This window comes from Citrobacter sp. Cb031 (assembly GCF_030336725.1).
Taxonomy (GTDB): domain Bacteria; phylum Pseudomonadota; class Gammaproteobacteria; order Enterobacterales; family Enterobacteriaceae; genus Citrobacter; species Citrobacter braakii.
In genome coordinates this window covers 65801-84528 of the sequence record NZ_JAOWDA010000025.1, presented here as the reverse complement: position 1 = coordinate 84528, position 18728 = coordinate 65801, and the positions used below count along the sequence as shown (strand labels likewise).

Annotated in this window: 23 protein-coding genes; 13 read left to right on the top strand and 10 right to left on the bottom strand. The window is 52.6% G+C overall.

The window, feature by feature from the left end:
* Positions 1 to 144 precede the first annotated feature (144 nt).
* The gene (ispB, locus tag OGV93_RS10170) at positions 145 to 1116 is read left to right on the top strand and encodes an octaprenyl diphosphate synthase (protein WP_019077785.1); all 972 of its coding nucleotides are present in this window, start codon (positions 145 to 147) and stop codon (positions 1114 to 1116) included.
* Positions 1117 to 1337: 221 nt separating this feature from the next.
* Positions 1338 to 1622, top strand: a complete 285-nt coding sequence (sfsB, locus tag OGV93_RS10165) for a DNA-binding transcriptional regulator SfsB (protein WP_016154679.1) — start codon at positions 1338 to 1340, stop codon at positions 1620 to 1622.
* A gap of 59 nt (positions 1623 to 1681) precedes the next feature.
* Here the strand turns inward: sfsB and murA are convergent, their stop codons facing one another.
* The 7 genes from murA to mlaF form a co-directional block, all read right to left on the bottom strand.
* Positions 1682 to 2941: a UDP-N-acetylglucosamine 1-carboxyvinyltransferase gene (murA, locus tag OGV93_RS10160; protein ID WP_003839949.1), complete on the bottom strand. Its 1260-nt coding sequence runs from the start codon at positions 2939 to 2941 to the stop codon at positions 1682 to 1684.
* A gap of 53 nt (positions 2942 to 2994) precedes the next feature.
* Positions 2995 to 3249, bottom strand: a complete 255-nt coding sequence (gene ibaG, locus OGV93_RS10155; RefSeq protein ID WP_003025040.1) for a BolA family iron metabolism protein IbaG — start codon at positions 3247 to 3249, stop codon at positions 2995 to 2997.
* Between the two features lie 169 nt (positions 3250 to 3418).
* Entirely contained in the window at positions 3419 to 3712 is a 294-nt protein-coding gene (gene mlaB, locus OGV93_RS10150) for a lipid asymmetry maintenance protein MlaB (protein ID WP_016154680.1), read from the bottom strand.
* The gene (mlaC, locus tag OGV93_RS10145; RefSeq protein WP_016154681.1) at positions 3712 to 4347 is read right to left on the bottom strand and encodes a phospholipid-binding protein MlaC; all 636 of its coding nucleotides are present in this window, start codon (positions 4345 to 4347) and stop codon (positions 3712 to 3714) included. Before mlaC ends, mlaB begins: the two co-directional genes overlap by 1 nt.
* Positions 4348 to 4365: 18 nt before the next feature.
* Positions 4366 to 4923 (bottom strand): outer membrane lipid asymmetry maintenance protein MlaD, encoded by a 558-nt coding sequence (mlaD, locus tag OGV93_RS10140; RefSeq protein WP_016154682.1) that lies wholly within the window; start codon positions 4921 to 4923, stop codon positions 4366 to 4368.
* Between the two features lie 4 nt (positions 4924 to 4927).
* A complete protein-coding gene (gene mlaE, locus OGV93_RS10135; RefSeq protein WP_003025053.1) occupies positions 4928 to 5710 on the bottom strand; it encodes a lipid asymmetry maintenance ABC transporter permease subunit MlaE in 783 nt (260 codons plus the stop codon).
* A 7-nt stretch (positions 5711 to 5717) separates the two neighbouring features.
* Complete coding sequence (mlaF, locus tag OGV93_RS10130) at positions 5718 to 6530, bottom strand: phospholipid ABC transporter ATP-binding protein MlaF (protein WP_016154683.1); 813 nt, start codon at positions 6528 to 6530, stop codon at positions 5718 to 5720.
* 214 nt (positions 6531 to 6744) lie between these two features.
* Between mlaF and OGV93_RS10125 the strand changes: the two genes are divergently transcribed.
* From OGV93_RS10125 to npr, 11 genes are all read left to right on the top strand, one after another.
* The gene (locus OGV93_RS10125; protein ID WP_016154684.1) at positions 6745 to 7722 is read left to right on the top strand and encodes a calcium/sodium antiporter; all 978 of its coding nucleotides are present in this window, start codon (positions 6745 to 6747) and stop codon (positions 7720 to 7722) included.
* Positions 7723 to 7735: 13 nt separating this feature from the next.
* Positions 7736 to 8722 (top strand): arabinose-5-phosphate isomerase KdsD, encoded by a 987-nt coding sequence (kdsD, locus tag OGV93_RS10120; protein ID WP_016154685.1) that lies wholly within the window; start codon positions 7736 to 7738, stop codon positions 8720 to 8722.
* 20 nt (positions 8723 to 8742) lie between these two features.
* Positions 8743 to 9309, top strand: a complete 567-nt coding sequence (gene kdsC / locus OGV93_RS10115; protein WP_046276014.1) for a 3-deoxy-manno-octulosonate-8-phosphatase KdsC — start codon at positions 8743 to 8745, stop codon at positions 9307 to 9309.
* Positions 9306 to 9881: an LPS export ABC transporter periplasmic protein LptC gene (lptC, locus tag OGV93_RS10110; protein ID WP_287109542.1), complete on the top strand. Its 576-nt coding sequence runs from the start codon at positions 9306 to 9308 to the stop codon at positions 9879 to 9881. The genes kdsC and lptC overlap by 4 nt, the downstream gene beginning before the upstream one ends.
* A complete protein-coding gene (gene lptA, locus OGV93_RS10105; protein ID WP_016154688.1) occupies positions 9850 to 10398 on the top strand; it encodes a lipopolysaccharide ABC transporter substrate-binding protein LptA in 549 nt (182 codons plus the stop codon). The genes lptC and lptA overlap by 32 nt, the downstream gene beginning before the upstream one ends.
* A gap of 6 nt (positions 10399 to 10404) precedes the next feature.
* Positions 10405 to 11130 (top strand): LPS export ABC transporter ATP-binding protein, encoded by a 726-nt coding sequence (gene lptB / locus OGV93_RS10100; protein ID WP_003025073.1) that lies wholly within the window; start codon positions 10405 to 10407, stop codon positions 11128 to 11130.
* Between the two features lie 46 nt (positions 11131 to 11176).
* Positions 11177 to 12610 carry an RNA polymerase factor sigma-54 gene (gene rpoN, locus OGV93_RS10095; protein ID WP_016154689.1) on the top strand — a complete coding sequence of 478 codons (1434 nt, stop codon included), beginning with the start codon at positions 11177 to 11179 and terminating at the stop codon, positions 12608 to 12610.
* Positions 12611 to 12632: 22 nt separating this feature from the next.
* A complete protein-coding gene (gene hpf / locus OGV93_RS10090; RefSeq protein WP_003025078.1) occupies positions 12633 to 12920 on the top strand; it encodes a ribosome hibernation promoting factor in 288 nt (95 codons plus the stop codon).
* Positions 12921 to 13003: 83 nt separating this feature from the next.
* A complete protein-coding gene (gene ptsN, locus OGV93_RS10085; protein ID WP_016154690.1) occupies positions 13004 to 13495 on the top strand; it encodes a PTS IIA-like nitrogen regulatory protein PtsN in 492 nt (163 codons plus the stop codon).
* A gap of 45 nt (positions 13496 to 13540) precedes the next feature.
* Entirely contained in the window at positions 13541 to 14395 is an 855-nt protein-coding gene (gene rapZ, locus OGV93_RS10080; RefSeq protein ID WP_003025085.1) for an RNase adapter RapZ, read from the top strand.
* On the top strand, positions 14392 to 14664 hold the full coding sequence (npr, locus tag OGV93_RS10075; protein ID WP_003828770.1) for a PTS phosphocarrier protein NPr: 273 nt from the start codon (positions 14392 to 14394) through the stop codon (positions 14662 to 14664). The genes rapZ and npr overlap by 4 nt, the downstream gene beginning before the upstream one ends.
* Positions 14665 to 14750: 86 nt before the next feature.
* Here the strand turns inward: npr and mtgA are convergent, their stop codons facing one another.
* The 3 genes from mtgA to arcB all read right to left on the bottom strand — a co-directional run bounded on the left by mtgA (position 14751) and on the right by arcB (position 18686).
* On the bottom strand, positions 14751 to 15470 hold the full coding sequence (gene mtgA, locus OGV93_RS10070; RefSeq protein ID WP_016157575.1) for a monofunctional biosynthetic peptidoglycan transglycosylase: 720 nt from the start codon (positions 15468 to 15470) through the stop codon (positions 14751 to 14753).
* On the bottom strand, positions 15467 to 16120 hold the full coding sequence (elbB, locus tag OGV93_RS10065; protein WP_016154692.1) for an isoprenoid biosynthesis glyoxalase ElbB: 654 nt from the start codon (positions 16118 to 16120) through the stop codon (positions 15467 to 15469). Before elbB ends, mtgA begins: the two co-directional genes overlap by 4 nt.
* 229 nt (positions 16121 to 16349) lie before the next feature.
* On the bottom strand, positions 16350 to 18686 hold the full coding sequence (gene arcB / locus OGV93_RS10060) for an aerobic respiration two-component sensor histidine kinase ArcB (RefSeq protein ID WP_019077790.1): 2337 nt from the start codon (positions 18684 to 18686) through the stop codon (positions 16350 to 16352).
* Positions 18687 to 18728: the final 42 nt, after the last annotated feature.

Sequence of the window (18728 nt, the reverse complement as noted above, 5' to 3'; positions counted from 1 at the left end):
TACATGAAGAAAAAAAACACAACACGTACGGTAACGTTTATCTATGGCGTTTTTTCAGTACAATCAGCATATATTTATAACCCTAAACCCGACGTTACCTTCCGATACAGTGAGGTAATCGGGGCGAGAAGCCCGGCTTTTGCGATGAATTTAGAAAAAATCAATGAGTTAACCGCGCAAGATATGGCGGGGGTCAATGCGACAATCCTTGAACAGCTCAATTCCGACGTGCAGTTGATCAATCAACTGGGGTACTACATCGTTAGCGGCGGCGGAAAACGCATTCGCCCAATGATCGCCGTACTCGCCGCGCGTGCAGTTGGCTACCAGGAAAATGCGCACGTTACGATTGCAGCCCTCATCGAGTTTATCCACACCGCGACCCTGTTGCACGACGATGTTGTGGATGAGTCCGACATGCGCCGCGGAAAAGCCACAGCGAATGCGGCGTTTGGCAATGCGGCCAGCGTGCTGGTCGGCGATTTTATCTATACCCGCGCTTTTCAGATGATGACCAGCCTCGGTTCGCTGAAAGTGCTGGAAGTCATGTCGAAAGCGGTCAACGTTATCGCCGAAGGTGAAGTCTTGCAGTTGATGAACGTCAACGACCCGGACATCACTGAAGAAAACTATATGCGCGTTATCTACAGTAAGACTGCGCGTTTGTTTGAAGCGGCTGCCCAATGCTCTGGCATTCTGGCTGGTTGCAGCGAAGAACAAGAGAAAGGGTTGCAGGATTATGGCCGTTATCTCGGTACCGCTTTCCAGTTAATTGACGATTTGCTGGATTACAACGCGGATGGCGAGCAACTGGGTAAAAACGTCGGTGATGACCTCAACGAGGGTAAACCAACGCTGCCGCTGCTGCATGCCATGCGCCACGGCACCCCTGAACAAGCACAAATGATCCGCCAGGCTATTGAGCAGGGTAATGGCCGTCACCTTCTGGAGCCTGTTCTGGAAGCGATGAACGCCTGTGGTTCCCTGGAGTGGACTCGCCAACGTGCAGAAGAAGAGGCTGATAAGGCCATCGCTGCGCTGCAGGTACTGCCTGATACGCCGTGGAGAGAAGCGCTGATTGGTCTGGCGCATATCGCCGTACAGCGCGACCGTTAATACCCTGCGGCATCTTTCATCATCCCGTGCCCTGCACGGGATGCTTTTATAAATTCCAATAAACACGTCCCCCTCTCCAGTAACCTTCGCATAAATTTGGCATATTCTGAATATACTCACACTTTACATGAACATTTTAGAACATTCGTTCTCCGGGCGTTATAGTATCTCCACAACCGATCGTGGAACCATAAGTCGATAACCAAAGGAGAGATGAGTTTATGGAAAACAAGCTGATTGACTGGCATCCGGCCGATATCATCGCCGGGCTGCGCAAGAAAGGGACCTCAATGGCCGCTGAATCACGTAAAAATGGATTAAGCTCATCAACGCTGGCCAATGCGTTAACACGCCCATGGCCAAAAGGTGAGTTGATTATCGCCCGATCGTTGGGAACCGACCCGTGGGTGATTTGGCCGTCACGCTATCACGATGCAAAAACACATGAGTTTATCGACAGAACGCGGATGATGAGGGGACGCAAAGAGAAACAGAATCCTGAATGAACACTGATGAGTAGTAACCCCCGGTTCACAGAACTGGGGGTTACAAGAGACGTAGACGATTACTCGCCTTTCACGCGCTCAATGTTTGCGCCCAGCGCGCGCAGTTTATCTTCGATGCGCTCATAGCCGCGATCGATGTGATAAATACGATCGACTACCGTCGTACCTTCAGCAATACACCCTGCCAGCACGAGGCTTGCAGATGCGCGCAGATCGGTCGCCATAACCTGTGCGCCGGAGAGCGTTTCCACGCCGTGGCAAATCACGGTATTGCTTTCGATTTCTGCGTGAGCGCCCATACGGCTCAGCTCAGGCACGTGCATAAAGCGGTTCTCAAACACGGTTTCCGTGATGAAACCCGTCCCTTCTGCCACCAGGTTCAGCAACGTGAACTGGGCCTGCATATCGGTAGGGAACGCCGGGTGCGGTGCCGTGCGCACATTGACCGCTTTCGGACGTTTACCGTGCATGTCCAGGCTGATCCAGTCGTCACCGACTTCGATATCCGCTCCCGCATCACGCAGCTTCGCCAGAACGGCATCCAGCGTGTCAGGTTGTGCATTACGACAGATAATTTTGCCGCGAGAAATTGCCGCTGCGACCAGGAAAGTACCGGTTTCGATGCGGTCAGGCAGAACGCGATACACACCGCCGCCGAGGCGCTCAACGCCTTCGATGGTAATACGATCGGTACCCTGGCCTGTGATTTTTGCGCCCAGCGCAATCAGGAAGTTCGCGGTATCCACGATCTCCGGTTCACGCGCGGCGTTTTCGATGATGGTAGTGCCTTCGGCAAGCGTTGCTGCGCACATGATAGTGACCGTCGCGCCGACGCTCACTTTGTCCATGACGATATGCGCGCCTTTCAGGCGGCCATCAACGGACGCTTTCACATAGCCTTCTTCAAGCTTAATAGTCGCGCCTAACTGCTCCAGACCAGTAATGTGCAGGTCAACCGGACGCGCGCCGATGGTGCAGCCGCCCGGCAGTGAAACCTGGCCCTGGCCAAAGCGGGCAACCAGTGGCCCAAGCGCCCAGATGGATGCACGCATGGTTTTGACCAGATCGTACGGCGCACAGAAGACGTTCACGTCACGTGCATCAATGTGCACAGAACCATTACGCTCAACTTTCGCCCCCAACTGGCTCAGCAGCTTCATTGAGGTGTCAACATCCTTCAGTTTCGGGACGTTCTGGATCTCTACAGGTTCTTCAGCCAGCAGCGCCGCAAACAGGATCGGCAGCGCGGCGTTTTTAGCGCCTGAAATTGTGACTTCGCCCTGGAGCTTGGTTGGCCCCTGAACACGAAATTTATCCATTATTCTATTCTCTGTTAAGAATTTATCTTCGCTACCGGCATATCACCCGTAGCTCAAAAACCGTTAAGTTTGCGATCGCGCGCCCATTCCGCTGGAGTAAACGCCTTAATCGACACGGCATGAATGCGGTTGTCCGCAATGTACTCCATCAACGGGCCATAGACCGATTGCTGTTTCTTGACCCGGCTCATGCCTTCAAACATCTCACCCACGGCAATAACCTGAAAGTGACTGCCGTCGCCAGAAACGTGGACTTCCTGGAGGGAGAGTGCATTCATCAGCACGCTCTGAATTTCATTATTTTCCATGGGCTCTTCATTCGTCAGATAGTGAAAACAGCCCAACATCTTAGAGCAAAGTGGCGCTGTCATAAATAAGCAAAAAGCCCCGCTGATAAATCAGACAAGGCTTTAGTGGCAGATCCCCCGCAGAGGAGTTACCGGATGGCGGCACAAGACCTTATCCGGCTTACAAAAATTAACGCGGAAGAACGTCGTCAGGCAAATTGTAAAGCTGCGCCAGCGTGTACACTTTATCGTTAACGCCAGCGAGCGAAACGCTGTTCCCCTGCTGCTTGCCCTCATTAATCAGGTGCAGCAGTAATGCCAGACCACCGGTATCCACCCGGGAAATCTGGTTCAGGTCGATACAGGATACCCCTTTCATCGCCTCAACTCGCGCATCCCATAATGGGTTTAACACGTCCTGATCCAGCTCTCCCACCAGCACCAGCTTGTCGCCTTCACGCATCCAGGTGAGTGACTGCGTCATTATTTTTTCTCTTCCAGCGTGATTTTCTGCTGAGAAATAGATTTCAGCTGTGCCGTCAGGCCATCAATACCTTTCGTACGCAGCAGGTCGCTCCACTCATTCTGTTTGGTGGTGATCATACTTACGCCTTCAGCAATCATGTCATACGCCTGCCAGTTACCCGTCTGGGAATTTTTACGCCACTGGAAATCCAGACGTACCGGAGGACGACCGTTTGGATCGATGATGGTTACGCGGATAGGCACGATGGTCGCATCACCCAGCGGCTGCTCAGGGGCAATCTGATAGGTCTGGCCGTGGTACATCGCCAGCGCCTGACCGTAAGCCTGCTTCAGATATTCACGGAATGCGGCGAAATAGGCGTCACGCTGAGCCGGTGTCGCATCTTTGTAGTAGCGGCCCAGTACCAGTGCGCCTGCATACTTAACCTGCACGTAAGGCAGCAGTTCCTGATCGACCACCTGACGCAGGTAATCCGGGTTGGAACGGATTTTAGGTTGCTCGTTCTTCAGACGGTCAAACGTCTTCTGCGCCGCCTCATCCATCAGTTTGTACGGGTTCGTCTGGTCCGCTGCGGTTGCCGCGCTAAGTGGAGCAATCACCAGCATAGCCACCATCATCAATCGTTTAAACATACGTCGATTCTCCTGAGATTATTTCGTTGCGCCCGCAGGCGTAGTGGCTTCATTATTGCCTTCAGTTGCGGCTGGCGCATCGCCAGAATTCTTATTGTCATCACCTTTACTGTTGCTGTTGTAAAGGAACTGACCAATCATATCTTCCAGCACCATCGCAGATTTCGTGTCCTGAATCGTACCGCCATCTTTGAGGATAGACGTTCCCAGCTCAGGATCTTCAAAACCTACGTTCAATGCCAGATACTGTTCGCCCAACAGACCGGAAGTACGGATGCTCAGAGAACTGGTGTCAGGAATATGGTTAAAACGCGATTCAATTTCCAGCGTCACGCGCGGCAGGTACGTTTTCTGATCTAACGAGATGTCCGATACGCGTCCTACCACGACCCCGCCAATCCGCACCGGAGAGCGCTCTCTCAGACCGCCGATATTATCAAAGGTCGCATAAATCGTATAAGTCGGTTCAGTACGCATTGAGGTGACGTTCGCCGCCTTCAGGCAGACAAACAGCGCGGCCAGCAGCGCAACCAGCAGGAATAACCCGACCCAAATTTCATTTTTTTTCGTTTGCATGAACTCAATTCCCAAACATCAGTGCGGTCAGCACAAAATCCAGCCCCAGAACGGCAAGAGAGGCGTGCACTACGGTGCGTGTCGTTGCCCGGCTAATCCCGGCAGAGGTCGGGATAGCATCATAACCATTGAACAATGCAATCCATGTGACCGTAATGGCAAACACCACGCTCTTAATCAGACAGTTGACCAGATCCAGACGCCAGTCGACGGCATTTTGCATAGCCGACCAGAAAAAGCCTGCATCAATACCTTTCCAGCTTACGCCAACCAACGACCCACCCCAGATCCCCACCGCGACAAATATAATCGTCAGCAGCGGCAATGAAATCACACCGGCCCAAAAACGTGGGGAGATCACTCGGCGCAGTGGGTCGACGGCCATCATTTCCAGGCTGGAAAGCTGCTCGGTCGCCCGCATCAGGCCAATCTCTGCGGTTAAGGCCGATCCGGCCCGCCCGGCAAACAACAGCGCCGCAACCACCGGCCCCAGCTCACGTAGCAATGACAGCGCCACCAGCATACCGAGGCTGGTTTCCGCACTGTAGGTCGTCAGCACCAGGTATCCCTGCAACCCCAGCACCATGCCGATGAACACGCCAGAAACAATAATGATCAGCATCGATAAGACACCGACATTATAGAGCTGGCGTATCAGCAGCGGCGCATGTTTGCGAAACTCCGGCTTGCCGACAACTGCATTGAACAACATTAATCCGGCTCGCCCGAACGTCCTGAGGGTTTTTATTCCCCGATGTCCGAGTGATGCCAGCGCATTTAACAACATGGGTGGCTTAACTCCCTGTTTTGAGTAAATCGATGTGGTAGTCGCCCGCCGGGTAACGGAACGGAACCGGTCCATCGGCAATGCCATCGAGGAACTGACGCACACGCGGATCGGCATTTTCTTGCAGCGCCTGAGCACTACCGTAGGCCACTATTTTTTTGTCCGCCATAATATAGGCGTAATCCGCAATACTCAGCACTTCTGGCACATCATGGGAAACCACCACGCAGGTGACGCCCAGCGCGCTGTTCAGTTCAGAAATCAGCTTCACCAGCACGCCCATGGTGATGGGATCCTGGCCGACGAACGGCTCATCAAACATAATAAGGTCTGGCTCCAGCGCGATAGCACGTGCTAACGCGGCACGACGCGCCATCCCACCGGATAATTCAGAAGGCATTAATTTTGCCGCGCCCCGCAGGCCAACGGCCTCGAGCTTCATCATTACCGTGCTTTTCAGCAGCGGCGCAGGCAGTGTTGTATGCTCGCGCAACGGGTATGCAACGTTGTCAAACACATTCATATCAGTAAACAGCGCACCAGACTGGAATAGCATGCTCATGCGCTTACGCACGGTAAATAAACGCGAACGGGACATGGCCGGGACATTTTCGCCGTCAAACAGGATCTCGCCCTTATCGGGGGAGATTTGTCCGCCGATCAGACGCAACAGCGTCGTTTTGCCGATGCCTGATGGCCCCATGATCGCCGTCACCTTACCACGCGGCACCGTCAGGGAAATATTATCAAAGATGCAGCGGTCGCCTCGGGAAAAGCTGACATCGCGCATATCGATTAGATTCGCCACAGACTGACCCATTGATTCATCCTTTACTATTGCCTCGTTGATCGAAGAGCTTGGCGCTCAATTTAGCCCTGAACCCAACATATTTACAGATTATTACCTGTCCTGGTTAGCGAAAGCTGGCATTTGTTTTACTTTTTAGCCGCATAAAGTCAAAATTAAGAATTCGTGACGGCTTCCAGAAATCCTTCAAGTGGACCGGCGAGTATACCTGAAGAAAGGACTTTAGATGCTTTTAGCGACGGCGCTGTTAATAATTGGTTTACTTCTGGTGGTCTACGGTGCCGACCGACTGGTATTTGCCGCATCCATTTTATGTCGAAACTTCGGTATTCCCCCCATTATCATCGGGATGACCGTGGTCAGCATTGGTACATCGTTACCCGAGATAATTGTCTCCGTTGCCGCATCGATGAACGGGCAGCTTGATTTAGCCGTCGGTACCGCCATCGGCTCTAACATTACCAACATTCTGCTTATTTTAGGCCTGTCGGCGCTGATTCATCCTTTTACCGTGCATTCTGATGTTCTGCGTCGTGAATTACCGCTAATGTTGCTGGTAAGCATCTTAGCCGCATCGGTCCTGTATGACGGGCAATTGAGTCGCAGCGATGGTTTCTTTCTTCTGCTTCTGGCCGTGCTATGGCTGTTATTCATTGTTAAAATCGCCCGTCTGGCAGAGCGACAAGGTAACGACAGCCTGACCCGCGAGCAGATCGCGGAACTGCCGCGCGAAGGCGGGTTACCGGTCGCCTTTTTGTGGTTGGGTATTGCGCTAATTATTATGCCAATGGCAACGCGTATGGTGGTAGATAACGCAACCGTACTGGCGAACTACTTCGCCATGAGCGAACTCACCATCGGGCTGACGGTTGTCGCCATTGGTACCAGCCTGCCGGAGCTGGCAACGGCAATTGCGGGTCTGCGTAAAGGTGAAAACGATATTGCCGTCGGCAACATCATCGGCGCGAACATTTTTAATATTGTTATCGTCCTCGGACTGCCGGCGCTGATTACGCCGGGTGAGGTCAATCCGATGGCCTTCACCCGTGACTATAGCGTCATGCTGCTGGTGAGCGTAATTTTTGCACTACTCTGCTGGCGACGTCCGCGCCAGATTGGTCGCGGCGCGGGTGCGCTGCTGACCGGCGGTTTTATCATATGGCTGGCGATGCTGTATTGGTTATCGCCACTTCTCGTTGGATAACTGGAAACGCATTATGTCGCACTTAGAGTTGCAACCGGGTTTTGACTTTCAGCAAGCAGGCAAGGAAGTCCTGGCAATTGAACGTGAAGGCCTGGCGGAGCTTGATCAGTACATCAACCAAAATTTTACTCTCGCCTGCGAGAAAATATTCAGTTGCCCGGGCAAAGTTGTGGTGATGGGGATGGGGAAATCTGGACATATCGGGCGGAAAATGGCGGCCACATTTGCCAGCACCGGCACCCCCTCATTTTTCGTGCATCCAGGCGAAGCCGCACATGGCGATCTGGGCATGGTCTCGCCGCAGGATGTAGTCATCGCCATCTCTAACTCCGGTGAATCCAATGAGATAGCGGCGTTAATCCCGGTGTTAAAACGTCTTCATGTACCGCTTATCTGCATGACCGGTCGTCCGGAAAGCAGCATGGCGCGTGCGGCAGATGTGCATCTGTGTGTTAAAGTGCCCAAGGAAGCTTGCCCGTTAGGCCTGGCGCCGACCAGCAGCACGACCGCAACGCTGGTGATGGGCGATGCGCTAGCCGTGGCATTATTAAAAGCGCGTGGCTTTACCGCGGAAGATTTTGCGTTATCTCATCCCGGTGGCGCACTAGGCCGTAAGCTTTTACTGCGCGTTAACGATATTATGCATACGGGCGATGAGATCCCGCATGTGACTAAAAGCGCCAGCCTGCGTGACGCCTTACTTGAGATCACGCGTAAAAATCTCGGCATGACCGTCATTTGCGATGATGACATGAAGATTGACGGTATTTTCACCGATGGCGATTTACGTCGCGTCTTCGATATGGGCGTTGATGTTCGCCAGTTAGGCATTGCCGATGTGATGACCCCTGGCGGCATTCGCGTGCGTCCGGGCATTCTTGCCGTCGATGCCCTGAACTTAATGCAGTCCCGCCATATCACCTCGGTAATGGTTGCTGATGGCGACCGGTTACTTGGTGTGTTACATATGCATGATCTGCTGCGTGCAGGTGTAGTGTAAGAAACTCAAGGATAAAGAAAATGAGTAAAGCAGGTGCGTCGCTTGCGACCTGTTATGGACCCGTCAGCACAGACGTTATCACCCGGGCAGAGAACATCCGTTTGCTGATCCTGGATGTGGATGGCGTACTGTCTGATGGTCTGATTTATATGGGCAACAACGGTGAAGAGCTGAAGGCTTTTAACGTCCGCGATGGTTACGGAATTCGCTGTGCGCTCACTTCCGGTATCGAGGTTGCCATTATTACCGGACGAAAGGCTAAACTTGTAGAAGATCGCTGTGCCACATTGGGGATCACGCATTTGTATCAGGGGCAGTCAGACAAACTGGTCGCCTTTAACGATCTCCTTAGCAAACTGGCGATCGCTCCTGAAAATGTTGCGTACGTTGGCGATGATCTGATCGACTGGCCGGTGATGGCACAAGTGGGATTAAGCGTGGCGGTGGCGGATGCTCATCCTTTGCTGATCCCGCGGGCCGATTATGTCACCCGCATCGATGGGGGACGCGGCGCGGTACGTGAAGTCTGCGATTTATTACTCCTGGCGCAGGGCAAACTGGACGAGGCCAAAGGGCAATCGATATGAGCAAAACCAGACGTTGGGTTATCATTCTACTGTCGCTGGCTGTCCTTGTGATGATTGGTATTAATCTGGTAGATAAAGACGATACCGCTGAGGTCGTCGTAAATAACAACGAGCCAACCTATAAGAGCGAACATACTGATACCGTTGTGTATAGTCCCGAAGGCGCACTGAGCTATCACTTGATCGCGCAAAACGTTGAATATTATTCGGAACAAGCGGTTTCGTGGTTTACTCAACCGGTATTAACCACATTTGATAAGGATAAAGTACCGACCTGGACGATCAAGGCTGATAAAGCCAAATTGACCAACGATCGGATGCTATATCTGTACGGCCATGTTGAGGTCAACGCCCTGGTGCCCGACTCTCAACTACGCAGAATTACGACCGATAACGCACAGATTAACCTGGTGACACAAGACGTCACTTCCGATGATCTCGTCACGTTATATGGCACAACATTTAACTCCAGCGGACTGAAGATGCGCGGCAACTTACGCAGCAAGAACGCCGAGCTGATTGAAAAGGTTAGAACCTCATATGAAATCCAAAACAAACAAACTCAGCCTTAATCTTGTGCTTGCCAGCGCACTTCTGGCCGCCAGCATCCCGGCATTCGCCGTCACCGGCGATACCGAGCAGCCGATTCACATTGAGTCGGACCAGCAGTCTCTTGATATGCAAGGCAACGTGGTGACCTTTACTGGCAATGTGATTGTGACTCAGGGCACCATCAAAATTAACGCCGATAAAGTCGTCGTAACCCGCCCTGGCGGTGAAGACGGTAAAGAAGTCATTGATGGCTACGGTAATCCTGCAACCTTTTACCAGATGCAGGACAACGGTAAACCGGTTAAAGGCCACGCCTCACACATGCATTATGAACTGGCGAAAGACTTCGTCGTTCTCACCGGTAAGGCTTACCTGGAACAGCTCGATAGCAACATCACAGGCGATAAGATCACCTATCTGGTGAAAGAGCAGAAAATGCAGGCCTTCAGCGATAAAGGCAAACGCGTCACCACCGTTCTGGTACCGTCGCAGTTGCAGGACAAAAACAAGGCTCCGGCAGAGAAAAAAGGTAACTGATTCGTTATGGCAACATTAACTGCAAAGAACCTTGCAAAAGCCTATAAGGGCCGCCGTGTGGTGGAAGATGTCAGTCTGACCGTCAACTCCGGGGAGATCGTCGGTCTGCTCGGTCCTAACGGTGCGGGCAAGACAACGACCTTTTACATGGTGGTCGGCATTGTCCCACGTGATGCGGGCAACATTATCATTGATGACGAAGACATCAGCCTGCTGCCTCTGCATGCGCGCGCGCGTCGCGGCATCGGCTACTTGCCGCAGGAAGCGTCTATTTTCCGTCGCCTGAGCGTGTTTGATAACCTGATGGCGGTGCTGCAAATTCGTGACGATCTTACCAGCGAGCAGCGGGAAGATCGCGCCAACGAGCTGATGGAAGAGTTCCACATCGAACACCTGCGTGACAGCATGGGACAGTCGCTCTCCGGTGGTGAACGACGCCGCGTGGAGATCGCCCGCGCACTGGCCGCGAATCCGAAATTTATCCTGCTGGATGAACCGTTTGCCGGTGTTGACCCGATTTCCGTTATTGATATCAAACGGATCATCGAACATCTGCGCGACAGCGGGCTTGGGGTGCTGATTACCGACCATAACGTTCGCGAAACGCTGGCAGTGTGTGAGCGCGCCTACATCGTGAGTCAGGGCCACCTGATCGCGCATGGCACGCCAACAGAAATACTGCAGGATGAGCACGTTAAACGCGTATACCTTGGGGAAGACTTCAGACTCTGATAGGGTAGAAGACTTCACGTCACCGCAGGAGAGAACAACTCTGAACATGAAGCAAGGTTTGCAACTCAGGCTTAGCCAACAACTGGCGATGACGCCTCAGCTACAACAGGCTATCCGTCTGTTGCAGCTGTCCACGCTGGAACTTCAGCAAGAACTTCAGCAAGCGCTGGAAAGTAACCCACTGCTCGAGCAAACCGATCTTCACGACGAAATTGATACCCAGGAAAAACAGGACAGCGAATCCCTCGACACCGCAGATGCTCTCGAACAAAAAGAGATGCCAGAGGAGCTGCCACTTGACGCCAGTTGGGATGAAATTTACACCGCCGGTACGCCTTCTGGCACCAGCGGGGATTACATCGACGACGAACTGCCTGTGTATCAGGGTGAGACCACGCAATCGCTGCAGGATTACCTGATGTGGCAAGTGGAGCTGACCCCGTTCTCGGATACCGATCGCGCAATTGCGACATCCATTGTTGATGCGGTAGACGAAACCGGTTATCTCACCGTAACCCTGGACGATATTCTCGAAAGCATGGGCGATGACGACGTCGGCATGGACGAAATCGAAGCCGTGCTTAAACGCATTCAGCGTTTTGATCCCGTGGGCGTGGCGGCCAAAGATCTCCGCGACTGCTTATTGATCCAACTTTCACAGTTTGATAAAGCCACGCCGTGGCTGGAAGAAGCGCGCCTGATCATCAGCGATCACCTCGATCTGTTAGCCAACCATGACTTCCGCACGCTGATGCGCGTAACCCGGCTGAAAGAAGATGTGCTGAAAGAAGCCGTCAATCTTATTCAGTCCCTGGACCCCAGACCTGGGCAGTCTATCCAGACCGGGGAGCCAGAATACGTTATTCCGGATGTACTGGTGCGTAAGCATAACGATCGCTGGGTGGTCGAACTCAACGGCGACAGCATTCCACGGTTGCAGATTAACCAGCACTACGCCGCCATGTGCAACAGCGCGCGCAACGACGCTGACAGCCAGTTTATTCGTAGCAATCTGCAGGATGCAAAGTGGCTGATTAAAAGCCTGGAAAGTCGCAATGATACGCTGCTGCGCGTCAGTCGCTGTATCGTTGAACAGCAGCAAGCCTTCTTTGATCAAGGCGAAGAGTTTATGAAACCGATGGTGCTGGCGGATATCGCCCAGGCCGTCGAGATGCACGAATCGACCATTTCCCGAGTGACCACGCAAAAGTATCTGCACAGTCCGCGCGGCATTTTTGAATTGAAGTATTTCTTTTCCAGTCACGTTAACACTGAAGGCGGAGGCGAAGCCTCATCCACAGCTATACGTGCACTGGTGAAGAAATTAATTGCTGCGGAAAACCCCGCGAAACCGCTGAGTGACAGCAAGTTAACCTCTATGCTGTCAGAACAGGGTATCATGGTGGCACGCCGCACTGTTGCGAAGTACCGAGAGTCTTTATCCATTCCGCCGTCGAACCAGCGCAAACAGCTGGTCTGACCCAACCGATAAGGAAGACACTATGCAGCTCAACATCACTGGAAACAACGTCGAAATCACTGAAGCCTTACGCGATTTTGTTAATACAAAATTCGCCAAGCTAGAACAATATTTCGACCGGATTAATCAGGTCTATATTGTGTTGAAAGTGGAGAAGGTGACACATATCTCGGATGCAACACTGCATGTGAACGGTGGCGAAATTCATGCCAGCGCGGAAGGTCAGGATATGTACGCCGCCATTGACGGTTTAATTGATAAACTGGCTCGGCAGTTAACAAAACATAAAGATAAACTGAAACAGCACTAACTTGTCCGGGCAGTTAGCGGGTGCAGGACGGCCTGTTGTGTAGCACAACGGGCCATTTGTACAGTTAGCGCTTAGGTGAAATTATGACAAATAACGATACGACTCTACAACTGAGCAATGTTCTTAACCAGGAATGTACACGCGCTGGCGTTCACTGCCAAAGCAAGAAACGCGCGCTGGAAATCATCAGCGAACTGGCGGCAAAACAGCTCAGCTTGCCCTCTCAGGTGGTATTTGAAGCCATTCTGACGCGTGAAAAAATGGGCAGTACCGGCATCGGTAATGGAATTGCTATCCCGCACGGAAAGCTGGAAGAAGACACGATGCGCGCAGTTGGCGTGTTTGTGCAACTTGAAACGCCAATTGCTTTCGACGCCATTGATAATCAACCCGTCGATCTGCTTTTCGCCCTGCTGGTTCCGGCAGACCAAACCAAGACGCATTTGCATACGTTGTCGCTGGTCGCCAAACGTCTGGCCGATAAAACCATCTGCCGCCGCCTGCGCGCAGCACAGAGTGACCAGGAGTTGTATCAAATCATCACGGACACCGAAGGTGGACTGGATGAAGCATAACAACCCAATGGCATCCTTTTTTGTCGTTGTGAGGAGAAACAGTACATGGTACTGATGATCGTCAGCGGTCGTTCGGGGTCAGGAAAATCTGTCGCCCTGCGAGCGCTGGAAGATATGGGTTTTTACTGCGTGGATAACCTTCCCGTAGTGCTGTTGCCCGATCTGGCTCGTACTCTGGCCGATCGCCAGATTTCTGCGGCCGTCAGCATTGATGTGCGCAACATGCCTGAGTCCCCAGAGATTTTCGAGCAGGCAATGAACAATCTGCCTGAAGGCTTCTCACCACAGTTGCTGTTCCTTGACGCCGATCGTAACACCCTGATTCGCCGCTACAGCGACACGCGTCGCCTGCATCCTCTTTCCAGCAAGAACTTATCTCTGGAGAGCGCTATCGATAAGGAAAGCGATTTGCTGGAGCCTCTGCGCTCTCGTGCTGACCTGATCGTGGATACCTCCGAAATGTCCGTGCACGAACTGGCGGAAATGTTGCGTACCCGCCTGCTGGGCAAGCGTGAACGCGAATTGACGATGGTATTCGAATCCTTTGGTTTCAAACACGGTATCCCAATTGACGCGGATTACGTCTTTGACGTGCGCTTCCTGCCTAACCCGCACTGGGATCCGAAGCTGCGCCCGATGACCGGTCTTGACCGCCCCGTCGCCGCCTTCCTTGACAGGCACACAGAAGTACACAATTTTATCTACCAGACTCGCAGCTATCTTGAGCTATGGTTACCCATGCTGGAGACCAACAACCGCAGCTACCTCACCGTAGCTATCGGCTGTACCGGCGGGAAACACCGTTCGGTGTATATTGCAGAGCAGCTGGCAGACTACTTCCGCTCACGCGGTAAAAACGTACAGTCACGCCATCGTACGCTGGAAAAACGTAAATCATGACCGTGAAGCAAACCGTTGAAATCACGAATAAGCTGGGTATGCATGCTCGCCCAGCCATGAAACTGTTTGAATTGATGCAGGGTTTTGAAGCAGAAGTTTTGCTGCGTAATGATGAAGGAACGGAAGCCGAGGCAAACAGTGTTATCGCTCTGCTGATGCTGGATTCCGCCAAAGGGCGTCAGATAGAAGTTGAAGCCACGGGTCCACAGGAAGTGGAAGCCCTGGCAGCGGTGATTGCCCTGTTTAATTCAGGGTTTGATGAAGATTAGCCGAGTACCTGAAGCGCTGCGCTCATCAGACCTACACGGCAACGTCACTCTCCCGTAGGCCGGATCCGTATCCGGCAATAAACCCATTAATACAGCTTATTTTCCCGCATAAACGACTCACCGCCTAGCTGGCGCATTTGGCGCATAATCCACGCCTGACGGCTACGTACATAACCAGAAGGCGCATTCGCTTTAAAACGCAAAGGATTGGGTAATACCGCCGCCAGCAAGGCCGCTTCAGACAGACTCAGCCGACTGGCTGGCTTATGGAAATAGCGCTGCGCCGCTGCCTCCACGCCGAAAACCCCATCACCAAACTCAGCAATATTCAGGTAAACGGTCAGAATACGCTTCTTGCTCCAGACGGTTTCCATACCCAGCGTTAGCCCGGCCTCGAGACCTTTACGCACCCAGCTACGTCCATCCCACAGAAAGAGGTTTTTTGCCGTCTGTTGCGATAACGTCGACGCCCCGCGAATACGGTTTTCATTACGTTCGTTGTGCGCCAGCGCTTTCTCTATGGCGGAGACATCGAATCCCCAGTGCTCGGGAAACTTCTGGTCCTCCGCGGCGATCACCGCCAGTCCCATCCACGGTGAGATCTCATCCATGCTCACCCAGTCTGAGTGCGCCACATAACCGAAATCACCGGACAGCCATGCGCTCAGTTGCCGCTCGACCATCACGGCAGAGAAAGGGACTGGCATCACGCTGAAAAGTGCGATGCCCCCGCCCCAGAATACGGCGAGGACAACGACCGCCCGCAGAAAGATACGTCGCAGAAAGGCGGTAACTCCTTTTCTCATTCAGCCAGCACCAGCACACGTGATACCAGTTTATCGATACCACTCGCGGCCTGAGCGATGTCCTGCGCCAGCATATAGGCGGGAGTGGTGACGATTTTGTTGTCTTCATCAACGACAATGTCATCAACCGGACAAGGCACATGTTCTGCGCCCATCTCTTCCAGCACCTCTGCCGTATCAATATCAGTACCGATGGTCAGACGCAGCGGAAAGTCAAAAATTTTAGGTAACATGGCAGGCGCAATGCACATAAATCCCAGCGGCTTACCCGCCTGATGCATAGCCACCGCCAGCGCAGCTAAGTCGCTATCAACCCGGCACTCACTGCCCTGGCTGGCAAAATTGCTCAGATTTTTGGCCGCGCCAAACCCGCCTGGCACGATCAACGCATCCAGTTCCGTTGAGACAGCCTGAGCAAGTGGGCGAATATCACCGCGTGTTATACGGGCGGCTTCAATCAGCACATTACGCGTTTCCTGCATCGGCTCGCCGGTCAGATGATTAATCACATCCGCTTGTTGTTTATCCGGTGCGAAACAGACGGCCTGAGCGCCGTTGCGGGCAATCGCCAGAAGCGTGAGAACAGTTTCATGGATCTCTGCGCCGTCATACACGCCGCATCCGCTGAGCACTACACCCACTTTTTTCATCGTGATACTCCTTTCTCAACTGGCTGAAACATATTAGTTATTATGATTTAAATGCTACGCTTCACACATTTAACTGATTCATGTAACAAATTATTTAAGATTTGCTATCTTAACTGCGTGCGGCCTGAAAATTAGGGCTGCGCCCTTGTAAACAATGATAATAATTTACGGCGCAGCCACGATTTCCCTGGTGTTGGCGCAGTATTCGCGCACCCCGGTCAAGCCGGGGTCATTTTTTTTCCGCGCTCGCCACCCAGGCCTTCAATACCGCCACGTCGTGCTGCCACTCCTGCTTCATCTCTTCAATCCATTCAGCAACATTATCTTCCCAGGCTGGAAGATCTGGCGACTGGATTTGCTGACCTAACTGTTGCAGGTGGCGCAGCCCCACGGAACCTGCCGCGCCTTTAATTTTATGGCCTTCCTCAACAACGCCTTTTTTATCCCGTGCGGTCAGATTGGACTCCAGCACGCTCAAATATCCCGGCATCATCTTCTCAAACACCGCCAGCCCGTCGGTTATTAACTTCGGTCCCACCAGCTCGAGGTATTGTTCCAACATAGGAATATCTAACAGCGCTTGCGATTTACTGCTCTCTTCAGATGTCACAGTGCTCTCCTCTTTGTTTCGGGTATCCCAGTATTTTTTGATCATGGCGGTTAACGCCGGAACCGACAGCGGCTTACTCAGCACGTCGTCCATTCCCGCGTCCAGATACTCTTTTTTATCTTTCAGAACGTTGGCGGTAAGCGCAACCAGCGGCGGCAGGTCCTCACGGGCGTATTTTTGCGTCAGCTCGCGCGAGATATCCAGACCGGTCATATCCGGTAGCTGAATATCCAGCAGCACCAGGTCATATTCGCCCGGCGTGAACATTTCCAGCGCGGCTTTCCCGGTCATGGCGACATCCACGCTGTTGCCCAGTTTTTCCAGCACTGAACGCGCGACAATAACGTTCAGTTCGATATCTTCCACCAGCAGCACATTCAGGGCTGGCAGCGGCATGTCGTCGTCTTCAAAGGCGTCTTCAATCTCTTCCGCTACCGCAGGCGCATGCACGGTCAGCGTAAAGATGGAGCCTTTGCCAGCCTGGCTGGAGACCGTAATATCACCGCCCATGTTTTTCGCCAGACGCTTCGATACGGCCAGTCCAATCCCGGTTCCCGTTGCCGGTTTGCCGCCATTGCTGTCCTTCACCTGATAATACATGGCGAAGATTTTATCTTGCTCATCCTGCGGAATACCGATCCCGGAATCTTCAACTTCGAAATGCAGTATATTCCCCTGGTCATAGCGCGCCCGCACGGTTACCTGTCCCTGCTGGGTAAACTTCACGGCGTTGCTGATCAGATTCCACAGAATCTGGCGCAAACGCGTGCCGTCGGTAATGACCTTATGCGGCAGTGGTAACGTCGGCTCAAGCACAAAACGCAGCCCTTTTTGCTGCGCCTGCAGGCCAGAGAGGTTTTCCAGATCCGCCATAAAGCTGGTGAAATCGATCGGTTGGTTATCGAGCTGAACTTTACGTCGCTCCATCTTATCCATGTCGATAATATCGTTGAAAATATTCCCCAGCGTCACGGCAGAGACGTGGATTGTTTTCAGGTATTTTTCCTGCTCAGCGGTCAGATCCGTATCCAGCAGGATCCGGCTTAAGCCGACAATGCCGTTAAGCGGAGTACGCAGTTCGTGGCTGATGGTAGAAATGAAGGTGGTCTTATCGCGGCTGGCGCGCTCTAACGCATCCTGATAACGCTTACGCTCGGTAATATCGCGCCCAAAGCCCATCAGACCATGCCGCTTACCTACGCGGTCATAGTAAGGCACTTTGCGAATTTCAAAGCAGGCTTTGCGCCCGTCCGGATAGTCCAGCCACTGTTCGTAGGTGAGCGAGACGTTATGACGGAACACCTTCTCGTCGGTTTCAATGACCTTTTCTGCCGCCTCAGGGGAGTAAACATCAGCCGGTTTTAAATTTACCAACTGCTTTTCGCTCTTGCCGGTCAGCAGTTCCATGGCACGGTTACAGCCGGAAAATTCTTTATCTTCATTACGATAAAAAACCAGATCCGGCGAGGCATCAAGGAAAGAGCGTAAAAAGGAAGACTGCTGCTCAAGCTGAATCTGCGCTTCTTCGCGCTCTTTGATTTCAACCTTCAACTGCTCGAACGTATCCTGGCGCTCCGCTTCGGCTTTTTCGCGCTCAACAATTTCCTGATTAAGCTGGGCAATATTATCTTTTAACTGCACATTGAGCTTGAGATCGCGCTCGCGCATCTCTTCCAGCTTTTGTACCAGTCGTGACAAGCGTTGCCGGGACTCTTCCAGTTGCTCCACCACCACTGACAGAAAATAGACGGCCCAGGGGGTAATTAACAGACCAAAAAAGATAGAGCGGATAACATCAATGCTTTCTACCTGGCCATGCAGCACCATGGTGACAGCCATCTGCACCACAATCGCCAACACGACCAGCGCCAGCGCCAATAACAGCGAAAAGCGCACCAGACCCAATTTCATCATCAGGTCGACGTAATATTGCGCCAGCATACGGATTTGCTTCATAGAGGGTTCCTTCACGACAACTTGGCACAATAATACTCAATT